A 14,093-nucleotide genomic window follows, 5' to 3' on the forward strand; every position below is an offset into this window, starting at 1 on the left:
TTACCGGTTAAGCAGCAACCGGAAAGTGGTGCCTTTGCCTACCTCCGACCACTTTACAAACAAGCGCCCCTGGTGGTAATTTTCGATGATGCGTTTGGCCAAAGCCAAACCTAAACCCCAACCGCGCTTTTTGGTAGTATAACCGGGTAAAAAAACATCGTTTACTTTGCTTTTGGGTATGCCTTTACCGGTATCTTTAATATCAATGGCAATATTGTTTTTACCGGCGTAAGACAAAGTTAAATCAATGCTGCCTTTACCATCCATAGCGTCGATGGCGTTTTTACAAATATTTTCGATTACCCACTCAAACAGCGGAATATTTACTTTGGCGGGCGTATCGGCCGGAAAGTCGGCTTTAATGCTAAAGGCTACTTTTTTAGAAACCCGGTTTTGCAAATAAGCAATGGCATTTTGGGTTACCCGCAATATATTTTCGTCTTTTAAAGCCGGCACCGAACCAATATTGGAGAAACGTTCGGTAATAATTTCGAGGCGTTTTACATCTTTGCCAAATTCTTCTACAATAGATTCGTGTTTAAATTTATCACTGGCTTTCATGTACTCGTACCAAGCCATTAACGACGATAAAGGCGTGCCCAACTGGTGCGCCGTTTCTTTGGCTAAACCTACCCACACCCGGTTTTGCTCGGCTTTGCGCGAGTAACTAAATGTAAAATAAGCCATCAGGAAGAAGCAACCCATAACGGCCAACTGTACGTACGGGTAGTACCGGAGCTGCACCAGCAAATCCGAATCTTTATAAAAAATAAAGTTTTTATCGTTCTGGTTATTGCCAAAACTTACCACAATGGGCTCGTGCTGGGCTTTCATAATTTCTATTTCGCGGCGCAGCAAAACATCTTTGCGTTGTTGGGTAATATTGGCCGGAAAAGTAAGATTAAGGGTACTAATAACCTTTTCGTTTACATCGGTTAAAATAACCGGTACCGATTTATTGGCCGTAATAACTTCTTCGAGAATAAATACCAGGTTATCTTCTTTACCGGTATTCTGGATGATAAATTCCTGGCCTTGAGCATATAAATCAATCAGTTGCTGTTCACGCTCGGCCAGTTTGGTAACCAGAATATTGGTGTAAATAACCGTAGCCGCCCCAATAATGAGGGCTACCATGAGCAACAGCAATTTTATTCTTGACTTTTGCGAATAAATCGGGAGCATTTTGTGTTAGGTAAATAGCCGCAGGCCGTGTGCTTTTGTTATCGGGCAAAAACAAAAAATTATAAATGGCTGAAGCACTAAATAAACGTATTCTCTGTTTAAAAGTATATATCTGGTATAAAATTAGCAATTATATCGTTTTTAACTTAAGGTTTATTTTCCGGCATTTAAATACCCGATACGGGCGCCGGGCTTATTAAATAAAAAATTAAAGGAAATATAGTTTTACTTTACCACATCTAACTGTTAATTTTGCAGGCTTAGTTTTGAGATTATCCTATGCTTAATAATTTTAAGGCAGTAACCTTATCGTATAAAAAAGCGCCACTAGATATCCGTGAGCTCATTTCGCTGGATGAAGTTGCGTGTAAGCAATTTTTGAGCACGCTGAAAGACTTTATTCCCAGCAGTGATATTCTTGTTTTATCTACCTGTAACCGCACCGAAGTTTACTATACCGCCGATACCGACTATAGCCAGGAAATAATTAAACTCCTGGGTTTACAAAAAGGCATTGGCAATATTACCCAGTATATAGATTATTTTACCATTGTAAATACCCACACCGATGCCGTAGAACATTTATTCTCGGTGGCAATGGGTTTAGAGGCGCAGGTAATCGGCGATATTCAGATATCGAACCAGGTTAAAATGGCTTACCAGTGGGCCGCCGACAACGAAACGGCTGGTCCGTTTTTGCACCGTTTGCTGCACACCATTTTCTTTACCAACAAGCGCGTGGTACAGGAAACCTCTTTCCGCGATGGGGCCGCCTCTACTTCTTACGCTACCGTAGAACTGGTAGAAGAACTAACCGCCGATTTAGTTAACCCCCGGATTTTAGTAGTAGGTATGGGCGAAATTGGTGCTGATGTTTGCCGCAACCTGAAAGACTCTTCGCTTAAAAATGTAGTTATCACCAACCGCACCCAAGCCAAAGCCGAATTGCTGGCCCAGGAATGCGGTTTTGAGGTACTACCCTTCCAGAATCTGGTACAAGGCTTAAAAGAAGCCGATGTGGTTATCTCTTCGATTGGCCGGAGCACCCCGTTCTTTACCACCGAAATGATAAAGCGCCTGGAAGTACTGTCGTATAAGTTTTTTATCGACTTATCGGTACCCCGCAGCATTGAGCCCGAAGTAGAAAATATTCCGGGCGTATTGGTATATAATATTGATACCATCCAGAACAAAGCTACGGCTGCGTTAGAACAGCGCATTGCTTCTATCCCGAAGGTAAAAGAAATTATCACCGAATCGATAGAGCAGTTTAACGATTGGTCGAAAGAGATGCTGGTATCGCCTACCATTCATAAGCTTAAAAATGCCCTGGAAAATATCCGGCAGGAAGAAATGGCGCGGCACCTGAAAAAGTTAAGCCCGCAGGAAACCAAGCTAATAGATGATGTAACCCGCAATATTATGCAGAAAATAATTAAGCTGCCGGTGTTGCAACTAAAAGCGGCCTGTAAACGCGGCGAAGCTGAAACCTTGATTGACGTATTAAACGATTTATTTAACCTGGAAAATCAGCCAGAACCCAATACCAAATAATTTAAAATTTTAAAAGGAACGGCTAAAATAAAACTTAGCCGTTTTTTTTGCGTCCTTATTATTACAGCATTATACTTTTTTAGCGTAACTTATCCATACTTATCACCTTTAACTGGTTATTGCTATGTCGTTTCAGAAAAAATACCTCACCTTTTATTTAATTTTTGGTGCCATTATTATCCTGTTTAATTATGCCGCACATGCCCAGGAAGTAATTCCGGACCATAAAATTAAAACCAATATTTCTACCATAAGCAACTCGCTGGAATATATAAGCCAGCTAGAGCCCAAGCGTTTTGAGTACAATACCCACGGGTTTAAACACCTGAGCTTACCCAAAGGCAAGTTTTACGGTTTTCTGTCCGAAGATTTTGGCCGGGTAATGCCGCATTTGGTATCGCAAGAAGTTAAGTATTATACTACCGGCAAAAACAGCCAGCGCTCGGCCGTTATTTCTACCATTGATATGGAAAAGCTTATTCCGGTACTGGTAGGTGCCATAAAAGAACAACAAACCATGATCCAACAATTACAGGAAGAGGTAATGGCTTTAAAAGGGCAAATACAGCCTGCGGGCCAGGATTAACGCATGTACGGGTGTAATAGCGGCAAGTATTAAAGAAAAAGGGCTGTAAATACATTACAGCCCTTTTTATAATAAAGTAAATAAGGTCAAGATTACATGTCGGTACAACATTCTTCCAGGCAATCAATTACATCAATGAGTTTTGGGATGGACAAAGAATAATAAATCTTTGTACCCACCTTAAAAGATGAGAGCACCCCTTTATCTTTGAGTGTAATTAAATGCTGTGAGGCAATTGCTTGAGGCAGGTCCAGGTACTGGTAAATCTCCGTCACGGTCATTTTCTCTTCTTTGCCCAAAAGATCTACAATAGCCAACCGCTTGGGGTGCGCCAATACTTTCAGCATTGAGGCGGCCTTGTCTATCTTTTTAGATTCAACCCTGGACAATAAATTTCGCATACTCATAATTCAAAACAATTTAACACATCATAACTTACAACACTCACTACTTACACGTCAAATGAAACAAGCGCCACGGCCCCAAACACAATTTTTGTCGTACTCCTAATTTTTCGTTTCCTTAGCAATATGAATACTTATCATGTTATCGGGCTAATGTCCGGCACCTCACTGGATGGAGTCGACTTAGCATACTGCCTGTTTACGTATGAAAAAGAAAATTGGATATATAAAATACTAAATACTGCTACATTTCCATATTCAACGGCTTGGGAGCAGAAATTAGCGGGTTTAATGAGCGTTTCCGCTCCGCAACTAATTGCTACTGACCATGCTTACGGGCAATTCCTGGGCGAGTTAGTAAAAAATTTTGTTATTCAAAATAATTTAACAACAGATTTTATTTCCTCGCACGGCCATACTATTTTTCACCAACCCGAAAATCATATTTCGTTTCAGTTGGGCAATGGGGCTTACCTGGCTGCCGCCGCCAAGCTACCCGTAGTATGCGATTTTCGCACACTGGATATTGCTTTGGGCGGCCAAGGAGCACCATTGGTACCCATCGGCGATAAATATTTGTTTCCCCAATATGACTTCTGTCTGAACCTAGGCGGTATTGCCAATATTTCTTTCGAAACGGCAGCTACTGGCCGGGTTGCTTACGACGTTTGTGCCTGCAATATGCTCCTTAACACCTTGGCTAACCAATTAGGCCTGCCTTACGATCATAACGGCGATGTGGCCCGCACCGGGAAAACAGATATTGCTTTGTTAAACAAATTAAATACCCCTGCTTTCTTTTCGGCCCCCTACCCCAAATCGCTGGGTAAAGAGTGGGTTGATGCCAACACCTTAGAAGATTTACTCGCCGCTGATATTTCGGTAGCCGATAAATTACATACTGCCTGCAAACATATAGCAAACCAAATATTCACTGCCGTAAAAGTAAAAAATTATCCTGAAAACGCAACAAAATTAAAAATATTGCTTACAGGTGGTGGTGCCTTAAATAATTTTCTGGTTTCGGTAATTAAACAAACATTAGGCCCTGACTATGAAATAGTAGTGCCCGACACCCAGCTAATTAATTTTAAAGAAGCTTTAATTTTTGCCTTTTTAGGCGTTTTGCGTTGGCGCCAGGAGGTAAATTGTTTACAAAGTGTAACCGGCGCTAAAACCGATAATATTGGTGGTGCTATTTATATAGGCAGTTAGCCGCTTTATATTTTATCTATTTATATTTAAGTTTACCCGCGCCCGATAAAGCGATAAATCTTTACCGGGCGCTTAATTGGTTTAACTTAGATAGACAGTATTTTACCGGCGGCCACCGCCTAATACCGATCCCAAGATAGATCCCAAGCCTCCACCGCTATAACCTTGCTGGCCACCTAAACCACCCAATACACTCATCAGAGAACCTAAACCACCACCCGACGAGCTTCGGCCCTGGCTAGTACCACCGCCTAAAATAGAGCCAAGGCCACCCATATTGCCCATGCCCCCTGTGTTACCCATATTACCGCCCATTACACTGCCTAACAGTCCGCCTAAACCGCCCATGCTACCCATACCACCGCCGGCACCAGCCACGTTGCCAGCTTGCCGGCCCGATAAAACCTTGGAAATTAAAATGGGGGCTAAAATACCAATCAGGCCTTTCATCATACCACCCGACGGAATACCGGCTTGCCCAAAAGAATTGGCCAGGCCGCTTTGCTGCAGAAATGCCGGATCGGTGGGGTCCTGTCCGTGTTGCTGCGCTTCTTCGGCTTTGGTTACAAATTGCTGCAAGGTGCCAAACTGCTGCTGATTTATACCCAGGTACTGCGCCATTTCCTGAATCCGGCTTTGTTCCTGGGCATCAAGTTTACCATCGGCCTTGGCAAAGCTCATGATATCGGTTATAAAAGAAAAGCGTAAATCACTGGTTTTAAGCACATCCAAACATTGCTTAATGCTAATATTGGAAGAATCCTGGGCCGCCGCCACCACTTCCTGCTGGGCAGTACCCGTTAAACCCGCCGATTGCGACAATAAGGTTAAAAACTGGATTTCTTCTGGAGAAGCAACCCGATCAGCAGAAGCAATACTGGCAATGGCTCCTAAATAGGCCGCTTTCTCGTTTTCAGAATAATCTTTTAAGAGTTGTGTTTCGTGCACTTCCATAGTTATTTCTTTTTATTCAATACTAAATCAGAAGTATACTAAACGGCACACGCAGGTAAAAGTGACAAATATTTTCTGTCACTTACTTGGCTACTGGTAGCCCTGTTTGATTAGAGCTTTCTTATAATTTATTCTGGGGAATATTACCTGAAAGGAATAGACTAAAGCCGGCTTTAAAAGTTTGTAAAGCGCACGTATTTAGCGAATAAGACAGCTTAAAAATCGAAATATTCGCCGGCTTGCGGCTGTACTTCTTTTTTCTTTTGCGGCACCTTATCTTTAAATACTTCTTTTAACGTAGCTTTTTCTTTAATTACAGGTTTAGGCTCTCCTGGTTCTTTTGTGCCTGCGGCTTGCCCGGGTAAAGGGCTGCTGTGCTCCCGCTTAAAATTCATGGCTACTTTGTTTTTGGCGCGGTCTTTTCCGTAAGCCACCCGGTAATCTTTTTCGTTTCCTTTTAAAGTCAGGAAAAGGTTAGGACCACTCAGAGCCACGTTACTTACCGGGTTGTTTAAAGCGGTGCGCGGGCGTTTTGCCGAAAACACCAGCGGAATCCGGAACCGATAATCCATTTGCTGGTCGAAGGTGTGGGTACCCTGCACACCAATAACCGACGCCCGCGACACATCTGAGCGGATTTCCATTTCGGGAATATATACGGTGCGCTGCTGAATCCAGAAATTATTACGCAACTCCGAAAAGTGAATATTAGCTAATTCGCGGCGCTTTAAAAAGGTTGATAACTTTTGTAGCGGCTCAAAATCAATGAGCTGGCCGTTACGCACCATTGCATTGATTTCGGCTTCTATTTTATCGGTTTTGGTGCGCAAATGGCTATCAAAATACAAATCTGAATTTATTACGGCCGTAAGCTCGCCGCGCAGGTGGCGCTGCACAATAAAATTCTGACCAAAATTACCAAACACGTAAAACAAACTATCTACCCGAATATTGTTGAGGTTAGCCAAAGTAGTTATTTTAATATTTTCGGTTTGCCGGGCATCCATACTGCCTTGAACGTTAAAAATACCGCCGGCCACCCGCAAAGCAATCTGGGGCGACGATACAACCCGATTTTTTAACTGAATAGTGCCTCTGATATCTTTACCCCGAAACCGCCTGAACTGCACATGCCCCACCTTGGCATTTATATCAAAAGAAAAATGCGGCGAGATAACCAGACGATACCCTCCGGTTGCGCCGGTATTTGCTTTGCCTTTACCGGTGCCCGCCAAGTTGCTGCTAAATAGTTGGTCGAAATTCAGGAATTTAGATTCTAAATCGGCTTCAATGCGTAAATCTTGTTCGTTTAAAAACAACCAGCTAAGCGCGTTTTTAAAATATCCGTTCAATAAAAAGTCGGAATTGCCCAGCCAACCTTTAAAGTTGGTAACTGCCAGGTCATTTTTACGCACCAGGAAATCGCCGTTTACCTCCCGGAAAGGTTGCCGGTAATTTTTTAACTGCAGCGATACATTTTGCAGCTTAATCTCGCCGGAAGCACCTACCGCCGCTCGTCCGGCCGCCGACCGGAATAATTTTAAGGGGCCGGTAAACGCCAGATCAATTTTAGCACGGCCGCTGCCTTTTTGTATTTCCGGCACCGGAAATATACCCAGTACGTGCCCTACTTCTACATCGGCTTTTAAATTAAAATTTAAATAAGGGTCGCGAAAGTTGCGGTAAATTAAATTGCCGGAAACCGGGCGGCCAGCCAAAGTACCTCTAAAATTTTTCAGGGCCAGCACCGAGGTATGGCTACTGTGTTGGGCACCATTGGTAAAACTGCCGTCGAGGTAAATATCCTCGATTTTTTCCTGGTATTGGGGGTGATAAAACGAAGCTTTGCGGAAACCAAAAGAGGCGGTCACCAACGGGTAAACCTGCGGCGACAAAATACCTTTTACCTTCCCGGAAAAATATACCCCGCCACTGGTCTGGTACTGCCCCAACTCGCGGCTTTGCTTACTGGAAAGTAAAGCCAGTACCGACTGAATACTGGTGTTTTTACCTGTAAAAGCTAAATCTAACACCAAATGCTGCGGATAGTCGATGGTACCGTTTACCTCGTAGCTAGCCGGCCCCACCTGCACCAACGAAGGCGCTAAATTAATATGGCGGTTTTTTAAATCTATCTGCAGAGCGGTTTTAACAGCAGTAGCTTTGTTTTTAAAATATTCATGGTCGGCTAGTTTTACGGTATACACATAGGTATTGCCGTCGGCTTTAATGTTTAGCAGATCGCCTTGCACCGCCAGGGCCGCCTTTAGTTTACCGGCTCTTATTTTATGAAATTGCTTTAATGGCGCATCGGCGTAGGTTACCAGTACGTTTTTTAAATAAATCCGCTGCAGGTTAAACCCAAATGCTTTGTTTGTAGTGGTACTATCGTGGCTGAAAACCTGGTAATTTACTTCGCCGGTAGGCAATACCTTTACGTGCACCTCGCCGTTTTCGACAAACACTTCGCGCACCTGGTATTTTTTCAGCAGAATATCCAGAATACTAAAGGTACAATATATTTTACCGGCCGTAGCCAGTGGCACCTTACTCCCTTTTAAGGATTCTAAAACCTGTACCTGATCGAGCGTAACCGATACCTGCGGAAATTTATCGAAAAGGGAAAGCGACATTTTAGCAACCTGCACCTGGGTTTTAAGGTGTTTATTGCCTTCCGTCACAAAAAGCCCAATAATTTTATCCTGATACAGGTAAACCAACCCGGTGGCCAAAGTGGTAAGCACCAAAAACACCGCCACTGCCCACAAAAAAAACTTACCTATTAATTTAGCTTTCAAGAATATATCAATACGGGCTTCCGAGTTTAAAGATAAAGATACACCAGCCGCTTAAACTACCCAAGCTTTTTCTGATTTCTGGACCCAAAAATATTTTTTAAAAAATTTTACAAAACAGTTTGCAGTTAAAAAAAAAGGCTACATATTTGCACCACCAAACGACAACAACAGGTTGTTAAAAGCACAAAAAGGGGTGTTAGCTCAGCTGGTTCAGAGCACCTGCCTTACAAGCAGGGGGTCACTGGTTCGAATCCAGTACGCCCCACACTAATAAAAAGCACTTACAGGAAGCAATTCGGTAAGTGCTTTTTTATTTGCACACAATTTGCCCTTTCTGCCTGGTAGCAAATACGCAGGATATTTTAAAATCCTTACCGTAACCGCATTCTAGTATCCTTAGCCTTGCTTCTGGCAACAACCCCATTGGTACCTAAAGCCAGATTTCTTTGTACAATAGAATAAAATCTGTCCTGATTTATCTCTTTAAAAGAAACTCTGGCACTCGTCATTTTTTAAATTCTAAAATGAACATATTTTATTCTTATATTTAGTAGAAATCTTACCTAACATTTTCTGAGGCAGGCCCTTTACCCTAATGAAAGTTGCTCTACAGCTTACACTTAGTTTTTTGTGGTGGTTTATTATTCCCGAAACAGTTTTTTGCCAGACAACAGATTCGGTTCGGCAAAAACCGTTGCAAAATGCTTTAGCCTGGTACGCCACCGCTATCGGAGAAGAATCGCATTTGTACAACGGCCCACAATACGTTAACACCATTAAATATTACGTAACCGGACACCAGTTTTTCCGCAAAAATGAAGAAGAGCCGGCAAATATTTATTACGATGGCGTATGGTACCAGCAGGTGCCCATCCGTTACGATATTATGCTGGATAAAATTGTGCTGGAACACCCCGCTTCCGAATTTTCTTTAGCGTTGGTGAATGAAAAAGTAAAATATTTTACCTGCTTTAACCATACTTTTATCCGGTTAGAAAAAGATAGTACAGCCAACGCGGCCCTGAAAACCGGCTTTTACGATTTGCTGTACGACGGCCACCTGAAAATGCTGGTAAAACGAACCAAACAGTTACAGGAAGAGGCCACCAGCAGGGGCATGACCGGCGAATTTAAACAGGTAAACAAATATTACCTGCAAAAAGAAAACACTTACATCCCGGTAAAAAGCAAAAAATCGGTTTTAAAAGCGCTGCCCGACAAAAAAAAACAACTCCAACGCTATGCCCGCGAGCAGAAAATACATTTCCGGCAAAACCACGAAAAAGCTATTCTACAGTTAATTATGTTCTACGACCAGCCCAATGCTTAATATTTGCCTCTATACCACGCTAAAATTAACTATGTCCGCCTCAGCTCCTGATATTATCACCTCTCCGAACCAATACTTATGCCCTATTATTACCGCCTAATATTATTCTTAATTGGGTTCTGTGTTTATGGAACAGTAGCTTATGGCCAGGCAACGGAAGCTGTACGCATTAGCGGCGATTTTAAAAATTTATCTTTTGAGAATTTTGTGCGGGTGCTGGAAAATAAAACCGGCTATCGCTTTTATTTTGACCCCGCCCAGGTTGACACCCTGAAAATAAACCTGCTGGTGCAGGAAAAATATTTACCCCAGTTACTGGAACAAGTTTTCCAGAATACCGATTATCGTTTTGCCTTAGATGCCGGGCAGCACCGGGTTTTTATAACGCATGGGCGGGCAATAAACCCTGATTTACCAGAAGGCTTTTTTGAAGGGAAAGGTACTGGTACCCCAGTTGCCAACAATGCGCCACCATCCGTCCGGACCAACTCCGGAAAACCCCGTTCTGAAAATAATTCTGAGCTGAAACTATACCAGATTGGCCTGGGTGCCGCTACTACCAGCGACAAAGCCAATCTGGCTGGTCACATTCGCGAAAGCAAATCCGGTGAGCCGGTAATTGGGGCCGCCGTTTATATAGAATCGCCACTGATTGGCACCACCACCGACCAGTTTGGCTATTATTCTTTAACCTTGCCGGTAGGTCGGCATGAAATTAAAACCAAAAGATTAGGCCTTAAAAATACCCGCCGCCAGATTCAGTTGCACGGCAACGGCACCCTGGATATTGAACTAGAAGAAGATATTACCCCCCTGAAAGAGGTTATGATTGAAGCCGAAAAAGATAAAAATGTGGCCGGCATGCAAATGGGTTTGGAAAAACTAGACATTAAAACCATGCGACAAGTACCCACCGTTTTTGGCGAGACCGATATTTTGCGGGTGGTGCTTACCCTACCGGGGGTAAAATCGGTGGGCGAAGGCAGTACCGGCCTGAATGTGCGGGGCGGGGCCACCGACCAGAATTTAATTTTATTTAACGATGCCACTATTTACAACCCATCGCATTTATTTGGTTTCTTTTCGGCGTTTAATCCCGATATTTTAAAAACCGTTGAGCTGTATAAAAGTGCGGTTCCGGCCAAATACGGCGGGCGCTTATCGTCGGTGCTGGAGATAGCCACCCGCGACGGCAACAAAAAACAACTGGCGGGCTCCGGGGGTATTGGTCTGTTAACCAGCCGCCTTTCCCTGGAGGGTCCCATTGTAAAAGATAAAACTTCTTTTTTGCTGGGTGGCCGCACCACTTACTCCGATTGGATTTTAACCAAATTACCTAATTCTGTTTTAAACCAAAGCAAGGCTTCTTTTTACGATCTCAATGCCCACCTCACCCACGAAATAAACGACCGCAATACGCTTTACGCCACCGGTTATTTAAGTCGCGATAAGTTTAAACTGGGTGGCGATACCTTGTTTAATTACACCAACCGGACTGCCAGCACCAAGTGGAAACATATTTTTAACAACCAGCTCTACGGGGTACTCACCGGCAGTTACAGCCACTATAACTATACGGCCACCAGCGAACGCAATCCGGTAAACGCCTCTGATTTAACCTATGGCATTGATCAGTTACAAGCCCAAGCCGATTTCAGTTATTTCCGGAGTGCCAGGCATACCTTTGATTTTGGCTTGAGTACAATCCATTACAATGTGGCTCCGGGCAGTTTACAACCCGTAGGGTCAGAATCACTGATAGCCCCGGATGTACTGGACCGGGAAAAAGCGCGGGAAAGTGCGGTTTACCTTTCTGATAAAATTGAATTATCGCCGCGCCTGGCCATTAGCTTGGGGCTACGCTACTCCTTTTACCAAGCCCTAGGGCCCCGAGAAATGTACCAATACGCCTCATCACTATCTAAAACAACCGGCAGCATTACCGATACCGCTTATTATAACAAAGGCGATGTGGTAGCAAATTACCACGGCCCCGAGTACCGGCTTTCGGCTAAATATACCCTTACCGAAAACTCCTCGGTTAAGGTAAGTTTTAACCGCATGCGCCAGTATATTCATATGCTTTCTAATACGGCTTCTATGTCGCCGACCGATACCTGGAAATTAAGCGATGGCCACCTGCGGCCCCAGGTAGGCGAACAAATGGCCATTGGGTATTACCGGAATTTTAAAGCCAATACCATTGAAACCTCCGTGGAAGCTTATTACAAAACCATGAACGACATTGTAGATTATAAAAACGGCGCTACCCTGTTGCTAAACCATCACCTCGAAACAGATGTAATTAATGCCAAAGGCAAAGCCCACGGGGTAGAAGTAATGGTAAAGAAACTAACCGGCAAATTAAACGGCTGGATTAGTTATACCTACTCAAGATCGTTGGTACAGGTAAACCAGCCGGCTACTTCAGATGTAATAAACAACGGCGAATATTACCCCAGTAATTTTGATAAACCCCATGATGTTAGCTTAATCGGCAATTACCGGTTTAGCCGCCGTTTTAGTACTTCCCTAAATTTTAATTACAGCACCGGCCGCCCCATTACTTTGCCACTGGCCCGCTATTACGCCGACAACGCCATGCGGGTATATTATTCTGATCGCAACGCTTACCGGGTACCCGATTACTACCGCGTAGATTTTTCCTTAAACATAGAAGGAAACCACAAGGTAAAAAAGCTGGCCCACAGCTCCTGGACTTTGGGTATCTATAACTTAACCGGCCGTAAAAACCCTTATTCTATATATTTTAAAACCGAAAACGGGCGCATCAACGGGTATAAACTATCCATCTTCGGCCGCCCCATACCCAATCTTACTTATAATTTCAAATTCTAAAGAACATGCCGACGCGTTATTTTAAAAGATTGTTGGTTGGATGTTTATGGCTTCTACTGGGCAGTTGTATCGAGCCGTACCAGCCCGAAGTGTTGCAAACCCCTAGTAATTACCTGGTAGTAGATGGCTTTATTAATTATACCGGCATTACCCATATACGGCTTTCGCGCCTTGCTAATCTGGCTGGAAGCAATATTCCGCCCGGTGAAGCCCATGCCCGCGTTAGCATAGAAGAAGAAGGCGGCCGGACATTTATGCTCAAAGAAGAGCAATCCGGCAGTTATACCAGTAATCCGTTGCAGCTAGACCGTACCCGGCGTTATCGGCTCCGCATCCATACGGCCAATGGCCAGGAATATGCTTCGGCATTAGTAGAAACCAAAGTAACGCCCCCCATCGACAGTATATCCTGGAAAACCGATGCCGATGGCCTGCAGGTATACGTAGGCACCCATGACCCGGCGCAAAACAGCCGGTATTACCGCTGGACCTACGAAGAAACCTGGGAATTTTATTCGGCCTTTGAAAGCGCGTACGAGTATAGAAACAATCGGGTAGAACTCCGGCAGGAAGGAATTTATCATTGCTGGCGACAAAATATTTCTTCCGCTATTTTAATTGGTTCGTCGGCTAAACTCAGCCAGGATGTAATCAGCGAATTTCCTTTAATCAAGCTACCGTCTAATTCTCTTAAAATCAAATACAAATACAGCATTCTGGTAAAACAATACGCGCTTAGCAAAGATGCTTATGAATATGCCGAACTGCTAAAGAAAAACACCGAAAATATTGGGACACTTTTCGATCCGTTACCCTCGCAACTAACCGGCAATATACAGTGCCTGACCACCCCAACTGAACCCGTAATAGGGTTTGTAAGTGTAAGCTCCCAGCAGGAAAAAAGAATATTTATTTCCCGGAGCCAAGTACCCAATAACTGGCGGCCGGGAGAGGAATATGCTGGTTGTACAATGGATACAGTACTCCTGAAAGATATAGTCCCCACTTTAAGTGCCAAAACTATTTTACCCTTAGGCGAAGCTTATTCTGAACAAGGCTCCCTGATTGGCTACACCACTGGTTCTTATGATTGTACAGATTGCCGGATAAGAGGTACCAACGTTAGACCAACTTTCTGGGAGTAATATGTTTAACCAATATTATTTAATCCATTTGCAAAGTAACAGGCCCACAAATTATTTAATAGC

At 43.6% G+C, this 14,093-nt stretch carries 10 protein-coding genes and 1 tRNA gene; 7 read left to right on the forward strand and 4 right to left on the reverse strand.

Going from position 1 to position 14,093, the window contains the following annotated elements:
* A complete protein-coding gene (locus ACO1R6_RS02365; protein ID WP_486261862.1) occupies positions 1-1,185 on the reverse strand; it encodes an ATP-binding protein in 1,185 nt (394 codons plus the stop codon).
* A 279-nt stretch (positions 1,186-1,464) separates the two neighbouring features.
* On the opposite strand from ACO1R6_RS02365, the gene hemA reads away from it, so the two are divergent.
* Positions 1,465-2,739 (forward strand): glutamyl-tRNA reductase, encoded by a 1,275-nt coding sequence (gene hemA, locus ACO1R6_RS02370; protein WP_486261863.1) that lies wholly within the window; start codon positions 1,465-1,467, stop codon positions 2,737-2,739.
* Between the two features lie 124 nt (positions 2,740-2,863).
* The gene (locus ACO1R6_RS02375) at positions 2,864-3,325 is read left to right on the forward strand and encodes a tail fiber domain-containing protein (RefSeq protein WP_486261864.1); all 462 of its coding nucleotides are present in this window, start codon (positions 2,864-2,866) and stop codon (positions 3,323-3,325) included.
* A 92-nt stretch (positions 3,326-3,417) separates the two neighbouring features.
* Here ACO1R6_RS02375 and ACO1R6_RS02380 read toward each other — a convergent pair whose 3' ends face one another.
* Complete coding sequence (locus ACO1R6_RS02380) at positions 3,418-3,714, reverse strand: ArsR/SmtB family transcription factor (RefSeq protein WP_486261865.1); 297 nt, start codon at positions 3,712-3,714, stop codon at positions 3,418-3,420.
* A gap of 141 nt (positions 3,715-3,855) precedes the next feature.
* On the opposite strand from ACO1R6_RS02380, the gene ACO1R6_RS02385 reads away from it, so the two are divergent.
* The gene (locus ACO1R6_RS02385; protein ID WP_486261866.1) at positions 3,856-4,944 is read left to right on the forward strand and encodes an anhydro-N-acetylmuramic acid kinase; all 1,089 of its coding nucleotides are present in this window, start codon (positions 3,856-3,858) and stop codon (positions 4,942-4,944) included.
* 102 nt (positions 4,945-5,046) lie between these two features.
* Here ACO1R6_RS02385 and ACO1R6_RS02390 read toward each other — a convergent pair whose 3' ends face one another.
* A complete protein-coding gene (locus tag ACO1R6_RS02390; RefSeq protein WP_486261867.1) occupies positions 5,047-5,898 on the reverse strand; it encodes a TerB family tellurite resistance protein in 852 nt (283 codons plus the stop codon).
* 215 nt (positions 5,899-6,113) lie between these two features.
* On the reverse strand, positions 6,114-8,696 hold the full coding sequence (locus ACO1R6_RS02395) for an AsmA-like C-terminal region-containing protein (protein ID WP_486261868.1): 2,583 nt from the start codon (positions 8,694-8,696) through the stop codon (positions 6,114-6,116).
* Between the two features lie 190 nt (positions 8,697-8,886).
* Between ACO1R6_RS02395 and ACO1R6_RS02400 the strand changes: the two genes are divergently transcribed.
* The 4 genes from ACO1R6_RS02400 to ACO1R6_RS02415 all read left to right on the forward strand — a co-directional run bounded on the left by ACO1R6_RS02400 (position 8,887) and on the right by ACO1R6_RS02415 (position 14,030).
* Positions 8,887-8,961, forward strand: a tRNA-Val gene (locus ACO1R6_RS02400).
* A gap of 330 nt (positions 8,962-9,291) precedes the next feature.
* Positions 9,292-10,026, forward strand: a complete 735-nt coding sequence (locus tag ACO1R6_RS02405) for a hypothetical protein (protein WP_486261869.1) — start codon at positions 9,292-9,294, stop codon at positions 10,024-10,026.
* A gap of 78 nt (positions 10,027-10,104) precedes the next feature.
* Complete coding sequence (locus ACO1R6_RS02410) at positions 10,105-12,885, forward strand: TonB-dependent receptor (protein WP_486261870.1); 2,781 nt, start codon at positions 10,105-10,107, stop codon at positions 12,883-12,885.
* A 5-nt stretch (positions 12,886-12,890) separates the two neighbouring features.
* Complete coding sequence (locus tag ACO1R6_RS02415) at positions 12,891-14,030, forward strand: DUF4249 domain-containing protein (protein WP_486261871.1); 1,140 nt, start codon at positions 12,891-12,893, stop codon at positions 14,028-14,030.
* Positions 14,031-14,093 lie beyond the last annotated feature (63 nt).

It is taken from the genome of Adhaeribacter sp. (assembly GCF_057359045.1).

Excerpts from the sequence above, each read along its gene's own strand:
- ACO1R6_RS02365 (WP_486261862.1), bottom strand. The coding sequence starts at position 1,185 with ATGCTCCCGATTTATTCGCAAAAGTCAAGAATAAAATTGCTGTTGCTC.
- hemA (WP_486261863.1), top strand. The coding sequence starts at position 1,465 with ATGCTTAATAATTTTAAGGCAGTAACCTTATCGTATAAAAAAGCGCCA.
- ACO1R6_RS02375 (WP_486261864.1), top strand. The coding sequence starts at position 2,864 with ATGTCGTTTCAGAAAAAATACCTCACCTTTTATTTAATTTTTGGTGCC.
- ACO1R6_RS02385 (WP_486261866.1), top strand. The coding sequence starts at position 3,856 with ATGAATACTTATCATGTTATCGGGCTAATGTCCGGCACCTCACTGGAT.
- ACO1R6_RS02390 (WP_486261867.1), bottom strand. The coding sequence starts at position 5,898 with ATGGAAGTGCACGAAACACAACTCTTAAAAGATTATTCTGAAAACGAG.
- ACO1R6_RS02405 (WP_486261869.1), top strand. The coding sequence starts at position 9,292 with ATGAAAGTTGCTCTACAGCTTACACTTAGTTTTTTGTGGTGGTTTATT.
- ACO1R6_RS02410 (WP_486261870.1), top strand. The coding sequence starts at position 10,105 with ATGCCCTATTATTACCGCCTAATATTATTCTTAATTGGGTTCTGTGTT.
- ACO1R6_RS02415 (WP_486261871.1), top strand. The coding sequence starts at position 12,891 with ATGCCGACGCGTTATTTTAAAAGATTGTTGGTTGGATGTTTATGGCTT.